The organism is Bradyrhizobium sp. SPXBL-04, from assembly GCF_051853035.1.
GTDB lineage: Bacteria > Pseudomonadota > Alphaproteobacteria > Rhizobiales > Xanthobacteraceae > Bradyrhizobium > Bradyrhizobium zhanjiangense.
Genome location: NZ_CP182472.1, coordinates 7,391,830 through 7,408,844 on the forward strand (window position 1 = coordinate 7,391,830; position 17,015 = coordinate 7,408,844).

Genomic DNA, 17,015 nt, shown 5'->3' on the forward strand with positions numbered 1-17,015 from the left:
ATGGCCGTACGAAGTCGCTTGCCGGCCAACAAGGGGCAATCGACCATGGAACTCGCCGTTCCCAGCTTGCACCCTCAACCGGGGTTGCAAGCCGGCCAGTCAGCGCAACTGCTACACGATCTTGATCGACATGTCCGGCAGGCCCTCGAGCTTGCACACGAGCACGTCGCCCTTCACCACCGGGCCGACATTCTCCGGCGTGCCGGAATAGATGATGTCGCCGGCCTTCAGCTCGAACGCTTCCGACAGCTTTGCGATCTGCTCGGCGACGCTCCAGATCATCTTGCTGAGATCGGAGTTCTGCCGGACGGTGCCGTTCACCGCCAGCGAGATCGCACCCTTCTCGAAATGGCCGGTCTTGCTTGCCGGATGAATCGGACCGAGCACGGCAGCATGATCAAAGCTCTTGCCGATCTCCCAGGGCTTCTTCTCCGCGGCCATGCCGTTCTGGAGATCGCGCCGGGTCATGTCGAGACCGAGCGCATAGCCGTAGACATGGTCGAGCGCCTTCTCGACGGGAATGTTGGTGCCGCCGGATTTCAGCGCCGCGACCAGTTCGACCTCATGATGATAGTTCTTGGTCAGCGACGGATAGGGATGATCGGCGACCTCGCCGACCGCGACGTTCTGGATCGCATCGGTCGGCTTCTGGAAGAAGAACGGCGGCTCGCGGTTTGGATCCGAGCCGCGCTCGATCGCATGCGCCGCGTAATTGCGCCCGATGCAGTAGATGCGGCGCACCTGGAACACTTGGGTCTCGCCGACGATCGGGATCATCACCATCGACACCGGGAAGATCGGCTTGGGCCCGGCTTGCGCGGCGGCCGGTGCGACGTCCGCCATGGTGGCCGCGGTCACGACCGCGGCGGTTGCGAGCAGATCGCGTCGCGTGGGTGAGGTCCTCTTCATCTCAGGTGCTCCCTTCGCCTTCTTGGGCGGCGTCATGCGCGCCGATCTGGCTGATAATCGATATCTGGTATGCCAGCAACACTGATCGGCGCGGCGACTGGTTGCCGATCGCAAGCACGAAATCCCCGACTTCGAGCGCGTCGCTGTCGCCGAAGGAAAGCGCCTTGAGCCCGGCCGGGTTCTGGATCTGGAGCACCGCGACATCCGTCGGCGGATCACGGCCCGATGACTTTGGCGGAAAACTGCCGGCCGTCCTTGGTCTGAACGGCGGAGGTACCTTCGACCACGTGATTGTTGGTCAGTACGTAGCCGCGCTGGCATCGACGATGACCCCGGAGCGGTCGCGTTGACCTCCTTCTCGATCTGCATGGGGACGTCGAAGAATTCGCGGAAGAGCGGGTCGCAATAGAGCGGATTATCCTCGCGCACGCGTCCATGCACGGAGATGTTGACGACGGCCGGCGTTACCTGGCGCACCAGCGGCGCCAGGGTCGGCACCGACCCACTCGTCTTCAGATCTGGGATTTGGCCAGTGGCCGGCTGCGACGCCGTGAGCGCCAGCACCAGCAACGCCAGAGAAAGCAAACGCACAGCATTCATCTTCGTCACCTGCCGCTTCGCCCGGGATTGCATGGAAGAGCTTTGTGGCTTCAGTCACGCGGCGCAGCGATGAGACCGGTCATGGCCAGAAACGGAACGGCCAAGGTCGCCGAGGCTTGGCCAAGCAGCACGAGCGCCAGAACGGTGTGCGTGAGCATCATGCTGCTCGCCGCTCCGCGGCGGCCCAGGGCCGCCGCAGCCGCATCGGGACGCCGCCGCCGCGCGGCGGGTCGTCATTGTCATTGTCGCCGTCGAGCTGGCGCAACGCCGTCAGAATATCGGCGAGTCGGACGGTCTGGCTCGTGCCCGGCATCTCGCGCAGAGCGGGACAGGATTCGACCGCGTATATGTCGGACGCCCAGGACGAGAGGATGATCCGTTTCTCCGGTGTGGAGAGCTCCTCAGCATTCAGGACGTCGGCAGGTGAGTCGTAATGGGCAGCGGGATGAAACAGCGGGTTGAGAGTGCCGGCATTGGTATTCACGTTGGTCATCGGTCGTGCCTCCCCTCATGCTCCTTTCCAAGGGACGGGTTTGTTGATGATGGACGGCGGCGCCCACCGCCGCCGCCCGTGGTTGCTAATGCGTATTGATTGCGATGCGCTTGACGCCTTCGCGTGCCTTCTCCGACTTCGGCAGCGATACGGTCAGGACCCCGTCCTTAAACGATGCCTCTGCCTTGTCTTCATCGACGTCCTCAAGCGGAATCTGCCGCTCGAAGGCGCCGTAGTAGCGCTCAGTGAAGTATTTGCCTTCGTGCTTGCGCTCATCCTTCTTCTCGCCGCGGATCGTCAGGACGCCCCTGGCGATTTCGATCTGGACGTCTTTCTCCGTCATCCCGGGCAGTTCCGCTGAGATCGTCAGCGTCTTGTCGGTGTCGCTGAGCTCGATCTTGGGCCAGCCGAAGCGCCCCTCCATGAGCGGCGACAGGCCGGGTCCGCCAAAGCCCCGGAACATATCGTCGAACAGACGGTTCATCTCGCGATGCAGCGTCATGAACGGATCGTAGTTGCCGCGCAACTGCACAAGTTCCTGGTTTCTCGACCAGGGAATAAGATCGCGAATAGCCATGGTGTTCTCCTTCATTCAACGGTCTCAGGAGCGCGGAGGCCACATGCCGTCCACGCTCCAAGACAACGCTTTGGACGAGCCTAAGCTGCTTTCTGCTGCTCGATCTGCGACGTAGGAGATGTGCAGCTCGCGATCTCGATCCGGCGCGGCTTCATGGCTTCCGGAACCTCGCGGACGAGGTCGATGATCAGGAGCCCGTCCTGGAACGAGGCCTGCTTCACCTGAACATAGTCGGCGAGATTGAACACGCGCCTGAAGGGGCGGGCGGCAATGCCCTGGTACAGGTATTCGCGCGCAGCAGTCTCGGGCTTCTTGCCCTCGATGGTGAGCGCGTTCTGTTCGGCCGTCACCGCGATGTCGTTAACGCCGAACCCCGCCACGGCAAGGCTGATCCGGTAGTGGTCTTCACCGGAACGCTCGATGTTGTAGGGGGGATAGTTGTCCTCGGTCGCCTGGCGCAGCGTGCTGTCGACGAGGTCGGCCAGGTGGTCGAAGCCGATGGTGGAGCGCCACAAAGGCGCGAAATCAAAATTGGTCCTCATAACCAAGTCCTCCAAAGAGCAAGATGGATACGAAGGAGCGCAAGGCGGGGGTTTCAGACGGGTCCGAAAAGACCAGCCCGGCGCCCGTGCCGGACCCGATTCTGGCATCCGGCACACCGCTCTCGCGGCGAAAGACGACTTAGAAAAACGGATATCGATTTCAAGGGGGCTGCCAGAAATTTTTTCGCCCTACCCGCGTTGATCGTCGGCTGTCGGGCTCGTCCCAACAGGCCCTCGCAACGGGTTCTCCAGGCGCCCCGGCGCGGATGCCCCGGAAGCTCTCGGCGGCGACGGCAAAGGAAGATAGAAATGTCGATTTAGGCAAGGGCCGGGGGGCCTTATGCATGTGGACCCGCAGCGGGCATGAATATCATGCATGATCGACAAGGCTCCCGAACGCGCAGGACCACTTGCGCAGCAGCAGGGGCGATGACGATTGCGCTGCTCGCGGCCGCAACGTTGTGCGCGGCGCGCGCCGACGACAGCACCGTCGCGGCAGCGCAGTTGAAGGCGGTCGCAACGATCGATACGCGCTTTCAGTCCTACAACATCGAGATGGTGGAGGTGACCGGCGGAAGGTTCTGGAAGCCCTATCCGCGAACGGCACGAGGCTTCGACCAGCTGGATCGTTACAGCGCAAGACCGCCGATCGATCTGGCCAATGCACGCCTGCGCCTGCTCGCGGCCGCCTTGTCGCCGGCCTATCTGCGCGTCAGCGGAACCTGGGCCAATGCAACGTTCTTTGCCGAGGCGCCAGGAAAGCCGCCACCGGGGTTCAACTCCGTGCTCAGCCGCACGCAGTGGCGCGGCGTCGTCGAGTTCGCACGTGCGGTCGATGCAGAGATCGTCACCTCCTTTGCGATCAGTCCCGGCAACCGCGATGCCGACGGCATATGGAAGCCGGACCAGGCGCAGCAGCTGATCGACACCACGCGCGCGCTGGGCGGCCGTATCGCCGCCGCAGAATTCATGAACGAGCCGACGCTCGCAGCGACCAACGGTGCACCGGCCGGCTATGACGCGACCGCCTATGGCCGCGACTTCAAGGTCTTCCGCGACTGGATGCGACGCGCCGCGCCGGAGACGCTGATCCTCGGCCCAGGCTCGGCCGGCGACGCACCATCACCATCCGGCGCGGCCATCACAACGCGCGACCTGCTCGCCGCATCCGGACCCGGCGTCGATCGCTTCTCCTATCATCACTACAACACGATCTCGCCACGCTGCGGCGGGCACGATGATCCGGCGCAGGCGCTCTCAGAGGAATGGCTGGCGCGCACGGATGCGACACTCAAGATCTACCAAGCCCTGCGCGACGCCTTCGAACCGGGCAAGCCGATCTGGCTGACCGAGACGGCTGATGCGGCCTGCGGCGGCGGCCGATGGGACCAGACCTTTCTCGACACCTTCCGCTATCTCGACCAGCTCGGACGCCTGGCGAAGGCCGGCGTCCAGGTGGTGATGCACAATACGCTGGCCGCCAGCGATTACGGTCTGCTCGACGAAGCAACGTTCCGGCCGCGGCCGAGTTACTGGGCTGCGCTGCTCTGGCGCGGGCTGATGGGAACGATCGTGCTCGACGCAGGCAAGGCCGCTTCGTCTGATCTTCATCTCTACGCGCATTGCCACCCGGCCATGGCGGGCGCGGTGTCGCTGCTCGCCATCAACGCCTCGCGCAGCACAGCGCACCCGCTGACGCTCTCGGATTCTGCCGAGCGGTACACACTGCACGCGGTGCGGCTCCAGGGCCCGACCGTGCAGTTGAACGGCAAGACGCTCACGCTGACTGCCGATGGCATGCTGCCCAGGCTCGAGGCGCAGGCAACACCGGCGGGAGCAATCCGGCTTGCGCCAGCGACCATCACCTTCCTGGTGATTCCGAACGCGGCAAATCCCGCCTGCTTGTCGCGACGCTCAGGACCTCAGTGACTCGCGCGCCGTCTCCGGTGCCATCAGCGTTGCGATGATCGTGACGATCGACAGCGCGACGATGTAGACCGACACCGCCCAGTACGAGCCGGCCCATGCCAGCAGCGCGGCCGCAATCAACGGCGAGAAGCCGCCGCTCAATGCCGCCGCGACGTTGGCGCCGAGCGAGGCGCCGCTGTAGCGCACCTGGGTGCGGAACAGCTCCGGCATGAACGCGGCCTTTGGCCCGAACAGCAGCGCATGGGTCAGCGTCATGGTGACGACGAGCGCCAGGGTGATCAGCGCCGGCTCCCTGGTGTCGAGGAACCAGAACAGCGGGAACGCCAGCGCCACCGAGAACACGCCGCCGGCGAGATACAGCGCCTTGCGGCCGAAGAGGTCGGAGAGCCAGCCGGCGAGCGGCAGCGTCGCGAACTCGACGATGGCGGCACAGACGACCGCATCGAGGATCACCTGCCGCGGCAGTCCGAGCTTCGTCGTGGCGTAGACCACGGTGAAGACGGTGAGGAGATAAGCGAGCCCGACCTCCGATACGGTGATGCCGATCGCCAGCAGAAAGCTGCGCCAGTCGCGGCGCAGCACCTCGAGGACCGGCTGCGCCAGCACCTCCTTGCGCTCGACCACCTCCTTGAAATGCGGCGTTTCCGCCAGCTTGAGCCGCACGATGAATCCGATGCCGACGAGCAGAATGCTGATCAGGAACGGCACGCGCCAGCCCCAGCTCAGGAAGTCGGCCTCGGGCAGTTTCGTCATCAGGCCGAAGATGCCGGTCGAGGCGGCGACGCCGACGGGAAAGCCGACCTGCACCAGGCTGCCGTAAAAGCCGCGGCGATTGCCGGCGTGCTCGATCACCATCACCACCGCGCCGCTCCATTCGCCCCCGAGGCCGATGCCCTGGACGAAGCGCAGGCAGACCAGCAGGATCGGCGCCCAGACGCCGATCTGGCTGTAGGTCGGCAGGCAGCCGATCAGGAAGGTGCCGAGCCCCATCGCGATCATGGTCGCGACCAGCATGGTCTTGCGGCCGAGCCGGTCGCCGTAATGCCCGATGATTGCGCCGCCGATCGGCCGCGCCACAAAGCCGACCGCATAGGTCGAGAACGCCACGAGCGTGCCGACGAAGGGATCGAAGCTCGGGAAGAACAGCTTGTTGAAGACGAGCGCCGCGGCGGTGCCGTAGATCAGGAAGTCGTACCATTCGATCGCGGTGCCGAGCGCGCTCGCCCACACCACATGCGCCGTCGTCGATTTCTCCGCCGAAGCGGAGAGCCCCGTTGCTGCCGGCATGCCCTGCCCCCAAAGATTCCGGACGGCATCATGAATAATCGCGCCGACGCTTGCAACCTGCCCGCGCATTCGATTGCTCTTGTGCCCCGGACGCTGCGCAGCACGAAGTGATGCGCTGCAGAGCCGGGGCCCATGCGGCCTCGCGCAATCCGTGTCGTATGGGTCCCGGCTCTGCGCTGCAACGCTAAGGGGCGTTGCATCGCGTCCGGGACACGAGAGTGTCGGGTACCGCTGCTTCGACAACCGTCATTGCGAGGAGCCCTTGCGACGAAGCAATCCAGACTGCGTCCACGGAGGGATTCTGGATTGCTTCGCTGCGCTCGCAATGACGGGTGGTGACAGTTGCGGGCACATCTCCGCTGAGTCGTCGCGGCCGTCATGGAACCCAGCCCTGCGCTTTATTCGCCATTGACAAATACATTCGTCAATATCTAATTTGCCGTCAGAACAACCCGCCGCGCTAAGCGGCCGATAAGAGAGGGAACCACAATGAAAGGGCTTCTGGCCTGCGCCATGCTCGCGGCCATGACTTCAGCTGCCATGACCACAGCGGCCACTGCGCAAGTCTCCGACGACGTGGTGCGGATCGGCGTGCTGACGGATCTGTCGAGCTGGGGCCGCGACAATAGCGGACCGGGCTCGGTCGAAGCGGCGAAGATGGCGGTGGAGGAATTCGGCCCGAGCGTGCTCGGCAAGTCGATCGAGATCATCAGCGCCGACCACCAGATGAAGACCGATGTCGGCGTGCAGATCGTGCGCGGCTGGTTCGACAACGGCAAGGTCGATGCCGTCGTCGACATTCCCAATTCCGGCATCGCGATCGCCGTCCACAACATGGTGCGCGAGCGGGGCAAGGTCGCCCTGCTCTCGGGCCCCGGCGCGAGCTCGCTGACCGACGAGCTGTGCAGCCCCAACACCGTGCACTTCACTTACGACACCTATGCCCTGTCGAAGGTGACGGCCTCCGCCGTGATCAAGGAGGGCGGCAAGTCCTGGTACTTCATCACCGCCGACTACGCCTTCGGCCAGCAGCTCGAGCGGGACGCAACCCGCTTCATCAACGAGATGGGCGGCAAGGTGCTCGGCGGCGTCAAGCATCCGACCAACACCGCCGATTTCTCCTCCTTCGCGCTCCAGGCCCAGAGCTCGAAATCCGATGTGGTCGCCTTCGCCAATGCCGGCCAGGACACCGACAACGCCATCAAGCAATCCGGCGAATTCGGCCTCGTCCAGGGCGGCCAGAAGCTGGTCGGCCTGTTGATGTTCGACACCGACGTGCACGCGATCGGCCTCAAGGCCGCGCAGGGCACCTACATGACCACGGCCTCCTACTGGGCCATGGACGAGGCGACCCGCGCTTGGTCGAAGAAGTTCTACGAACGCACCAAGGTGATGCCGACCATGATCCAGACCGGCGTCTACGGCTCGGTGCTGCATTATCTTAAGGCCATCAAGGCCGCCGGAACCGACGAGTCCGCCAAGGTGATGGCCAAGATGCGCGAGCTGCCGATCGAGGATACATTCGTCCATGGCGGCAAGTTGCGCGAGGACGGACGCGTCATCCGCGACATGTATCTCGCCAAGGTGAAAAAGCCCGAGCAGTCCAAGGAGCCGTGGGACTATCTGGACATCATCAAGACCGTGAAGGGCGAGGACGCCTTCCGCCCGGTCTCCGAGTCCAAATGTCCACTCTTGAAGAAGTGAGGCCCGCATGACCGGTAACGAGCGCAGCGCAATTGAGACTTACGAGTGCGATGTGCTCGTGGCCGGATCAGGCGCCTCCGGCATGTCGGCGGCAATCACGGCGCGTTCTCGCGGCCTCGACGTGCTCATTGTCGAGAAGGAATCGCGCTTCGGCGGCACCACCGCCCGCTCCGGCGGCTGGCTCTGGATCCCCGGCACCTCTCTTGCCAAGGCCTATGGCATCGAGGAAACACCGGAGCAGTCCCGCATCTATCTGCGGCACGAGGCCGGCAACAATTACGACGCCGCACGGGTCGATGCATTCCTGAGCGCGGGACCCGAGGCGGTCGATTTCTTCACCACCAAGACCGCGCTACGCTTCGACATGCCGCTGGTGTTTCCCGACTACCACGCCGAAGCACCCGGCGGCGCGCAGGGCGGCCGCTCCATGGTGACGCGCCCGTTCGACGGCCGCGAGCTCGGCGATCACATCAAGACGCTGGGCATGCCGCTGCCCGAGCTGACCGTGTTCGGCATGATGTTAGGCTCCGGCAAGGAGATCATCCACTTCATGCGCGTGACGAAGTCGCTGGCCTCCGCGGTCTATGTCGCCAAGCGCCTGTCGCGGCATTTCATGGACGTGCTGCGCTACGGCCGCGGCATGACCTTGACCAACGGCAATGCGCTGGCCGGACGGCTGGCAAAATCCGCGCTCGATCTGAGGATTCCGATGTGGCTGTCCTCGCCGGTGCGCGAGCTGACGGTCGAGAATGGCGCCGTCACCGGCGCGATCGTTTCGCGTGAGGGACGCGATGTGCGCGTCCGTGCGCGCCAGGGCGTCGTGCTCGCCTGCGGCGGCTTCCCGCACGATGTCGAGCGGCGCAGAAAGATGTTTCCACATGCGCCGACCGGCACTGAGCACTATTCGCCGGGACCGGCTGGCAACACCGGTGACGGCCTCCGCCTTGCGGAAAGCGCCGGCGGGCATGTCGAGGATCGCCTGCCGAACGCGGCCGCCTGGGTCCCGGTGTCGCTGACCACGCGCAAGGACGGCTCAAAGGGCGTGATGCCGCATTTCATCGACCGCGCCAAGCCCGGCGTGATCGCGGTGATGCGCGACGGCAGGCGCTTTGCCAATGAAGGCAATTCCTATCACGACTTCGTCCAGGCCATGATGAAGGCCGCCAAGCCCGGCGAGGAGATTGCCGCCTTCCTCGTCTGCGATCACAAGACGCTGCGCAAATATGGCCTCGGCTGCGTGCCGCCATTCCCGATGCCGCTTGGCCATCATTTGCGGACCGGCTACCTCATGCGTGGCGACACGCTGGAGGCACTGGCGGCGAAGGCCGGCATCGATGCCAAGGCGTTCACCGAGACCGTCAAGCAGTTCAATGCGACCGCGCCGCAAGGCCATGATGCCGCCTTTGGCAAGGGCTCGAAGGCCTATAATCGCTACCAGGGCGATGCCCTGCATGGCCCGAACCCCTGCGTCGCACCGATCGAGAACGGGCCGTTCTACGCCATCAAGATGGTGATCGGCGATCTCGGCACCTATGCCGGCATCGTCACCGACGAGAACGCGCGCGCACTGGACGCCGAAGGCCGGGTGATTCCCGGGCTCTATGCCGCCGGCAACGACATGGCGAGCATCATGGGCGGCAATTATCCCGGCGCCGGCATCACGCTTGGGCCGGCGCTGACCTTCGGCTACATTGCCGGACGACACCTGGCCGACAGCGCCGCCAAGCGCAAGGCGGCCTAAGCGGACGCACGCCAGGAGGCGCATGAAGAGGGAAAGCCGCGGCATCCAGTCGATCGAGGTCGGCGGAGAACTGCTCCGTGCGCTCGCAAGGAGCGGCGAGCCGATGATGCTGCGCGATCTCGCCCGCGAGGCCGGCATGACGCCGGCCAAGGCGCATCCCTATCTCGCCAGCTTCTCCCGTATCGGGCTGATCGAGCAGGACGAGACCACCGGCCGCTACGAGATCGGCGCGCTGGCGCTGGAGCTCGGCCTGATCAGCCTGCGCCGCCTCTCCGGCGTGCGCATCGCACGTCCCAAGATCGCGGCGCTCGCAAGCCAGATCGGCCACGCGGTCTCGCTCGCGGTCTGGGGCACACACGGTCCGACCGTGGTGCAACTGGAAGAGCCGGCCCAGCCCGTCCACATCGTGATGCGGGCCGGCTCGGTGATGGCGCTGCTGGAGACCGCAACGGGCCGTGCCTTCGCGGCCTTCCTGCCGGAGAAGACCATCAATGCCGCGCTCGAAAGCGGCCTCGACCGCCATGGCGTCGGGTACAATCCCAAGCGCGCGGTGAAAGGCGCGAAGGTCGCCGAGATGCTCGCTGAAGTCCGCAAGCATGGCCTCGCCCGCGCGCTCGGCGATCCCCTGCCCGGCGTCAATGCGTTCTCAGCACCGGTGTTCGATCATTCCGGCCATGTCGCGCTGGTCATCACCGCAATGGGACCGGAAGGCACCTTCGATGCGCGCTGGGACAGCCCGATCGCCCATGCGCTGCGCGACTGCGCCGGCGCCATCTCGAAGCGGCTCGGCCACGGCATGACGGTCGCGGCGGAGTGAAGGCCAAACTGCCCGCGTAGCAATAGCTGTCATGCTCCGCGAAAGCGGGGCATCCAGTACGCCGCGGCCCATCGGTTCTATCGCAGGCGTCACGGAGTACTGGATCGCCCGGTCAAGCCGGGCGACGACAGCGAGTGTGGGACGACCTTCCCAGCCCTACTTCTCCCTCACCGGCACCGTGTAGTTCAGGATCAGCCGCCCGCCATCTGGATAGATCGTCTGCCCGGTGATGTAGGACGCATCGTCGCTCGCAAGGAACGCCACGACCGACGCCACCTCGCTGGGCTCGCCGCCGCGGCCGGCGGGCGTGCGCGACAGCACGGTCTTGCGCGCATCCTCGGACGTGTAGATCGCCGAGGCCACCATATCGGTCAGGATCGTACCCGGACCGACCGCGACGACGCGGATGTTGTGCGGAGCGAGCGCGACAGCGGCCACCGACGTCAGTTGCTTCATGCCACCCTTGGAGATGGCGTAGGTTGCAAGCGTCGGAATCGCCAGCAGCGCGTTCACCGAGGACATGTTGATGATGACGCCCCCTCCGCCCTGCGCGATCATCTGCTTCGCGGCGGCCTGCACGCCGAAGAACGCACCTTTCAGATTGATGCCGATGACCTCGTCGAAATCCTGCTCGGAGATGTCGAGAATGTCCTGGTTGCGGGCCACGCCCGCGTTGTTGACCATGATGTCGAGCCGGCCGAACTCCCGGACTGCTGTGGCGACCGCGCGATCGACGTCCGCGCGCCGCGCGACGTGGCACGGCAGGGCATACAGCTCCTTGGGCTTGCCCAGCTCGTTGACCGTCTTCTCGAGCGCATCCGTGTCGACGTCGGAGATGACCACCTTGACGCCGTCGTCCAAGAATCTCTTCGCGCAGGCCTTGCCGATGCCGCGCGCCGCGCCGGTGATGACGGCGACCTTGCCGGATAGTTTCATGGGTTCGCTCCAGGACTTGTGACGATCTTACGAACGCGTTCACGCAAAGACGCGCGGGCGCAGTCCAGCATGAAACCAGGTGATCATGGAATAGATGTCGTAAACCGGCAATCCGACCTCGGCCTGAAGCGCGGCCGCGTAAGGCGGCATGTTGGTGCACTCAAGCACGATGGCGCCGACATCCGGGTTCCCAGCGACGAGCTGCTTGCCGGCCTCAACCACGTCTCGCTCGGCCTGCGCAACGTCCATGTCGTCCTTCTCGGCCTTGATCAGGACGCGGAAGAATTCCTTGCCGTTCTCGGTGCCGACCAGCGGCGTATCGAGCGGCACGCCGGCACCTTCGAGATGGGCGGGCGAGAGCGTCGAGCCCGACACGGTGACGAGGCCGACGCGCTTGCCCGGCGGCAAGGTCGCCTGCACCCACGGCACCTGCATCAGCGAGGAGGTCGCAACCGGCACGCCGACGGCGGCCGCGATCTCCTTCTGGAACAGCGACAGGAAGCCGCAATTGGTGGTGATCGCTTCGGCGCCGAGCCGCACCAGGTCCTTCGCCGCGTCGATGAAATCAGGCAGCAGGCCGGCCGCGCCCTTCAGCACCACCTTCTCCGGCGAGGCGCCGCTCACCACGCGATACAGCACGGGGAACGGCCAGGTCGTGCCATTGCCCATGTCGCCGGGAATGCGGGGAAAGCGCGCTTCCAGCATCAAGATGCCGAGCGGCGCGCCATAGATGGCCTTGCCGCCACGGGCGATTCGGGAGAATGAATTGGCTGGATGGGTCATGGTGCGTTCTCAGAGGAAACGATCGGGTGCGAACGGCGCGAGCGGAATCTCAGGCTGCTTGCCGCTGAGGAGCTGCGCGACGAGCCGGCCGGTACGCGCCGAGCCGACCAGGCCGACATGGCCATGGCCGAAGGCATAGACGATGTCGCGCGAGGCCCGCGCATAGCCGATGCAGGGACGTCCATCCGGCATGCTCGGCCGATGACCGAACCAGGTTTTGATGCGCGAGGCCGGAATGTCCTTCGGCAGTTTTGGGAACATGCTGAAGAGGTGATTGCGCAGAATCTCGGCACGCTTCCAGTTCGGCGCGGCCTCTAAGCCGGCGATCTCGACCGTGCCGGCGGCGCGCAGGCCCTTGTCGGTCCAGTTCACCACCATCTTCGCATCTGACGCCATCATCGAGCTGCGCGGACCCGTTTCAGGATTCTCGATCATGACGTGATAGCCACGCTCGGTCTCGAGCGGCAGCGGATCGCCGACCGACGCAGTCAATTGCTTCGAGCGGGCGCCCGCCGCCACCACGGCGGCATCGCAAGGGATCTCGCCGGTCTCGGTGACGACGGCGACGAGCGTGTTGCCGGAGAGCTTGAGACCCGTTGCCTTGGCCCGCACGTGCTTCGCACCGCTTGCCATCGCATGTTGCGCGAGGGCCGCGACATAGGCGCCGGGATTGCGGCAGCGGCCGGCCTCCTCCACCACCACACCAAACGTGTAGCGCGGATGCAGGTCCGGCTCGCGCTGGCGCATCTCATCGGCGTTGAGCTCGAGCCATTCGACACCGACCTTCTTGCGTAGATGCCAGCCGAGATCGTTGTCGAAATTGCCGCGCGACGGGAACACATGCATCACGCCGTTACGCTCGATCAATTCAGGCACGCCCGCCTCCTCCGCGAGCTTCTTGTGCAGAAGCGGTGCGTCCTTCAACAGATCGCGCAGCGCGAACGCCGTCTTCTCGACCCGCGCCTCCGTCCAACCCGAGAGCAGATATTTGATCAGCCAGGGCAGCGCCTTCGGCAAATACGACCAGCGGATCGCGAGTGGGCCGAGCGGGTCTATCAGATAACCCGGCACCTTCTTCCAGACGCCCGGCTCGGCCGGCGGGATCACCGAATGCGACGACAGCCAGCCGGCATTACCGTAGCTGGCCGCCTGCTCGCCACCGGGCTCGCCCGGATCGATCAACGTGACGCGATGGCCCTCGCGCAGCGCTTCAATGGCGCTGATCACGCCGACCGCGCCGGCGCCGATGATGGCGACGTGGCGGCCGGTCGCCATCGCTAAGCCTTCACCGCTGGCACAAAATCCTTGCCGACCGAGATCGCGCGCGGATCGATGATGCAGTGGAGGATGGACGGCTTGCCCGAGGCGAGCGCGCGCTCGAACGCGGGTGCGAATTCCTCGGTGCGCTCGACGCGCTCGCCATGGCCGCCGAACGCCTTCGCGTACATCGCGAAATCGGGGTTCTTGAGCTGGGTGCCGACGACGCGGCCGGGATAGTCGCGCTCCTGGTGCATACGGATGGTGCCGTATTGCGAATTGTCGACGACGATGACGATCAGCGGCGCATCGTACTGCACGGCGGTCGCGAACTCCTGGCCGTTCATCAGGAAGCAGCCGTCACCGGCAAAGGCGACGACGACGCGATCCGGGTATTGCCGTTTTGCCAGCACGCCCGCCGGCACGCCATAGCCCATCGAGCCCGAGGTCGGCGCAAGCTGCGCGGCAAAGCTGTGGAAGCGGTGATGACGATGGATCCAGCCGGCATAATTGCCTGCGCCGTTGCAGACGATCGCGTCCTTCGGCAGGCGGTCGCGCAGCCAGGTCATGACCTGGCCGTACTGGAACCTGCCCGGCAGCTCGCGCGCCTTCTCGGTCCAGGCAAGATAATCGGCATGTGCTTTCGCCGCTTCGCCCTTCCAGGCCACCGCACCCGAAGGCTTCAGCGTTTCGACCGCGGCGGCGAATGCGGCGGGCGTCGCCTGGATCGCAAGGGCCGGCTGATAGACGCGGCCGAGCTCTTCCGAGCCCGGATGCACGTGGATCAGCTTCTGCTGCGGGGTCGGAATGTCGAGCAGCGTGTAGGACGAGGACGGCATCTCCGACATGCGGCCGCCGATGAGCAGAATGACGTCGGCGCCCTCGATGCGCGCCTTCAGCCCCGGGCTCGGCCCGATGCCGAGATCGCCGGCGTAATGCGAATGGTCGGCGTCGATCAGCGAGGCCCGGCGGAACGAGGTCGCAACCGGCAGGTCGAACCGCTCGGCGAATCGCGCGATGCTCCTGGTTGCCTCGTCGGTCCAGCGCGAGCCGCCGAGGATGACGAGCGGCGCCTTGGCGGTGGCGAGCATGGCGCCGAGCTTTTCGATGTCGGCCGGCGCCGGCCAGCTCACCGCAGGCTCGATGCGCATGGCGTCCGCAACCGCCGCGGTCTCGGTCAGCATGTTCTCGGGCAGCGAGATCACCACGGGACCCGGGCGGCCCTGCATGGCGACGCGGAACGCGCGCGCCACCAGCTCCGGAATGCGATCGGGGCGATCGATCTCGACCGCCCATTTCGCCATGGTGCCGAACACCGCCTTGTAGTCGAGCTCCTGGAACGCCTCGCGCTCGCGCATGCCAGTGTCGACCTGGCCGACGAACAGGATCATCGGCGTCGAATCCTGCATCGCGATGTGGACGCCGTGGCTGGCATTGGTCGCGCCGGGTCCGCGGGTGACGAAGCAGATTCCGGGGCGGCCAGTGAGCTTGCCATAGGCCTCCGCCATCATCGCGGCGCCGCCTTCGGCGCGGCAGATCACGACGTCGATCGGGCTGTCATGCAGCGCATCGAGCGCCGCCAGATAGCTCTCGCCCGGCACGCAGGTAACGCGCTCGACCCCTTGCGCGACCAGCTGGTCGATCAGGATCTGGCCCCCGGTGCGGGTGTTGCGAATGGTCATGACGGCTCCCTCAAGGCTTTGGCGATGCGCCCGAGCGCCTCGCCATTATGTGCGGAATTGGCGTAGGACAGGCCGACAGGACGCGCAAGATCGAAAGGCTTCTCGCCGCCTGCGCAGGCGTCATGCCCGCCCTTGCCGTTTGCACTGATCGGGCTTTGAGGCCACGTCCGCGCAATCCCGGCCTCCGCCATGGGCCACACGTCAACCCGTCTATTTCCCCTGTCACGATGGCGAGCTTCGTCGTCTTCGTCTACGATCCGGCCGGACCAAATCGTCTGGAGCATGGGAATGCAAACCATCGGCCTGATTGGAGGCATGAGCTGGGAGAGCACCGCACTCTACTATAAGCTCATCAATGAGCGGGTCCGCGACCGCAAGGGCAAGCTGCATTCGGCGCCGCTGCTGATGTATTCCTACGATTTTCAACAGATCAAGGAAATGCAGTACGCCGATCGCTGGAGCGAGGCGGCGGCCAGCCTGGCGGAAGTCGCACGGCGGCTCGAAAGCGCCGGGGCCCGTGCGATCGTGTTGTGCACGAACACGATGCACAAACTGGCACCCGACATCATGTCGAGCTTGACCGTTCCATTCATTCACATCGGGGACGCAACGGCCCAGCGGATCCGGGCCAAAGGGTACCGGCGGCTCGGGCTGCTCGGCACGAAATTCACGATGGAGCAGGACTTTTACATCGACCGGCTGCGCGCGCATGATCTCGACGTCCTGGTTCCTCCCGCCGACGCCCGCGCCGACGTGAACCGCATCATCTACGATGAGCTGTGCCTTGGAACTGTCACCGCTCCCTCGCGCCGGCGCTATCAGGAGGTGATGGCAGCGCTCGTCACCGCCGGCGCGGAGTGCATCATCCTCGGCTGTACCGAGATCACGATGCTGGTCGGCCCGAACGACACCTCAGTCGAGACGTTCGACACGACGGCAATTCATGCCGAGACGGCGGCCGATTTCGCCATGGGATGATGCTCGAACGCATGCCGCCCCCATTAAAGCGCACCAACGACCCCGAGCGCACCAAGCGCGACATCCTCGAAGTGGCGATGACCGAATTCGCCCGCGAGGGCTATTCCGGCGCGCGGGTCGACGCCATCGCCGCACGGACGCGCACGTCGAAGCGGATGATCTACTATTATTTCGGCGGCAAAGAGCAGCTCTACCTCGCGGTGCTCGAAGAGGCCTATCGCAGAATCCGCGCGCTGGAGGACCAGCTCGACATCGAAAGCTGCGACGCTCGCGAGGGATTGCGCCGCCTGATCGAGGCCACCTTCGACCATGACGAACGCAATCCGGACTTCATCCGCCTCGTCAGCATCGAGAATATCCACCATGGCAAGCATCTGAAGCAGAACCCGCAGCTGCGCCAGCTCAACGCCAGCGTGATCGCGACGCTCGACGGTATCCTGAAGCGTGGCCGCGACGAAGGCGTCTTCCGCGACGACGTCGACGCCATCGACCTGCACCTCGCCATCTCCTCCTACTGCTTCTTCCGCGTCGCCAACCGCGACACGTTTGGTGCGCTGTTCGACCGCGACCTCAGCGAACCCGGGGTGCTGGCGAAGAGCCGCACCCAGATCGTGGAGATGATTTTGGCCTGGCTGGGGGCGAAGGGGTGAGGGTGCGGCGCGCCGCAAACTCGGCTGTCGTCCTGGCGAAGGCCAGGACCCATACCGCGAGGTCTGTCGGTTGCGGATGGTACTAATCCCGAACGACCAATCTTCGCCAAAACGCTCCCTGGGGGTAATG

The 17,015-nt window shown here is 65.1% G+C and carries 15 protein-coding genes and 1 pseudogene; 6 read left to right on the forward strand and 10 right to left on the reverse strand.

Going from position 1 to position 17,015, the window contains the following annotated elements; genetic code table 11:
• Positions 1 to 111: 111 nt before the first annotated feature.
• From ACNJX8_RS35240 to ACNJX8_RS35260, 5 genes and pseudogenes are all read right to left on the reverse strand, one after another.
• Positions 112 to 909 (reverse strand): fumarylacetoacetate hydrolase family protein, encoded by a 798-nt coding sequence (locus ACNJX8_RS35240; protein ID WP_439358458.1) that lies wholly within the window; start codon positions 907 to 909, stop codon positions 112 to 114.
• A gap of 40 nt (positions 910 to 949) precedes the next feature.
• Positions 950 to 1,509, reverse strand: a pseudogene (locus ACNJX8_RS35245) (trypsin-like peptidase domain-containing protein); the annotation flags it as partial.
• A 157-nt stretch (positions 1,510 to 1,666) separates the two neighbouring features.
• Entirely contained in the window at positions 1,667 to 2,002 is a 336-nt protein-coding gene (locus tag ACNJX8_RS35250; RefSeq protein ID WP_128937901.1) for a hypothetical protein, read from the reverse strand.
• Positions 2,003 to 2,087: 85 nt separating this feature from the next.
• The gene (locus tag ACNJX8_RS35255) at positions 2,088 to 2,579 is read right to left on the reverse strand and encodes an Hsp20/alpha crystallin family protein (RefSeq protein WP_128936190.1); all 492 of its coding nucleotides are present in this window, start codon (positions 2,577 to 2,579) and stop codon (positions 2,088 to 2,090) included.
• 80 nt (positions 2,580 to 2,659) lie between these two features.
• On the reverse strand, positions 2,660 to 3,121 hold the full coding sequence (locus ACNJX8_RS35260; protein ID WP_091879751.1) for an Hsp20 family protein: 462 nt from the start codon (positions 3,119 to 3,121) through the stop codon (positions 2,660 to 2,662).
• Between the two features lie 429 nt (positions 3,122 to 3,550).
• Here ACNJX8_RS35260 and ACNJX8_RS35265 point away from each other — a divergent pair, with 429 nt between their 5' ends.
• Positions 3,551 to 5,050: a hypothetical protein gene (locus ACNJX8_RS35265; protein WP_439358459.1), complete on the forward strand. Its 1,500-nt coding sequence runs from the start codon at positions 3,551 to 3,553 to the stop codon at positions 5,048 to 5,050.
• Here ACNJX8_RS35265 and ACNJX8_RS35270 read toward each other — a convergent pair.
• Positions 5,036 to 6,337, reverse strand: coding sequence for an MFS transporter (locus ACNJX8_RS35270; RefSeq protein ID WP_439358460.1), 1,302 nt, complete (start codon positions 6,335 to 6,337; stop codon positions 5,036 to 5,038). The genes ACNJX8_RS35265 and ACNJX8_RS35270 overlap by 15 nt on opposite strands.
• Before the next feature lie 489 nt (positions 6,338 to 6,826).
• Between ACNJX8_RS35270 and ACNJX8_RS35275 the strand changes: the two genes are divergently transcribed.
• The 3 genes from ACNJX8_RS35275 to ACNJX8_RS35285 are packed head-to-tail and all read left to right on the forward strand — an operon-like array spanning position 6,827 to position 10,599.
• Positions 6,827 to 8,041: an ABC transporter substrate-binding protein gene (locus tag ACNJX8_RS35275; RefSeq protein WP_439358461.1), complete on the forward strand. Its 1,215-nt coding sequence runs from the start codon at positions 6,827 to 6,829 to the stop codon at positions 8,039 to 8,041.
• Positions 8,042 to 8,048: 7 nt separating this feature from the next.
• Entirely contained in the window at positions 8,049 to 9,782 is a 1,734-nt protein-coding gene (locus ACNJX8_RS35280; protein WP_439358462.1) for an FAD-dependent oxidoreductase, read from the forward strand.
• Between the two features lie 22 nt (positions 9,783 to 9,804).
• Complete coding sequence (locus tag ACNJX8_RS35285; RefSeq protein ID WP_091879759.1) at positions 9,805 to 10,599, forward strand: IclR family transcriptional regulator; 795 nt, start codon at positions 9,805 to 9,807, stop codon at positions 10,597 to 10,599.
• A gap of 156 nt (positions 10,600 to 10,755) precedes the next feature.
• On the opposite strand, the gene ACNJX8_RS35290 is transcribed toward ACNJX8_RS35285, so the two are convergent.
• From ACNJX8_RS35290 to ACNJX8_RS35305, 4 genes are read right to left on the reverse strand one after another with little or no spacing between them, the layout of a single operon-like run.
• Positions 10,756 to 11,535, reverse strand: coding sequence for an SDR family NAD(P)-dependent oxidoreductase (locus ACNJX8_RS35290; protein WP_091879761.1), 780 nt, complete (start codon positions 11,533 to 11,535; stop codon positions 10,756 to 10,758).
• A gap of 39 nt (positions 11,536 to 11,574) precedes the next feature.
• Positions 11,575 to 12,318 carry an aspartate/glutamate racemase family protein gene (locus ACNJX8_RS35295; RefSeq protein WP_439358463.1) on the reverse strand — a complete coding sequence of 248 codons (744 nt, stop codon included), beginning with the start codon at positions 12,316 to 12,318 and terminating at the stop codon, positions 11,575 to 11,577.
• Positions 12,319 to 12,327: 9 nt separating this feature from the next.
• A complete protein-coding gene (locus tag ACNJX8_RS35300) occupies positions 12,328 to 13,593 on the reverse strand; it encodes an NAD(P)/FAD-dependent oxidoreductase (RefSeq protein WP_439358465.1) in 1,266 nt (421 codons plus the stop codon).
• A gap of 2 nt (positions 13,594 to 13,595) precedes the next feature.
• Positions 13,596 to 15,257, reverse strand: a complete 1,662-nt coding sequence (locus ACNJX8_RS35305) for a thiamine pyrophosphate-binding protein (RefSeq protein ID WP_439358466.1) — start codon at positions 15,255 to 15,257, stop codon at positions 13,596 to 13,598.
• A 288-nt stretch (positions 15,258 to 15,545) separates the two neighbouring features.
• Between ACNJX8_RS35305 and ACNJX8_RS35310 the strand changes: the two genes are divergently transcribed.
• Positions 15,546 to 16,235, forward strand: a complete 690-nt coding sequence (locus tag ACNJX8_RS35310) for an aspartate/glutamate racemase family protein (protein ID WP_128936201.1) — start codon at positions 15,546 to 15,548, stop codon at positions 16,233 to 16,235.
• Positions 16,235 to 16,885, forward strand: coding sequence for a TetR/AcrR family transcriptional regulator (locus ACNJX8_RS35315; RefSeq protein ID WP_128937581.1), 651 nt, complete (start codon positions 16,235 to 16,237; stop codon positions 16,883 to 16,885). Before ACNJX8_RS35310 ends, ACNJX8_RS35315 begins: the two co-directional genes overlap by 1 nt.
• Positions 16,886 to 17,015: the final 130 nt, after the last annotated feature.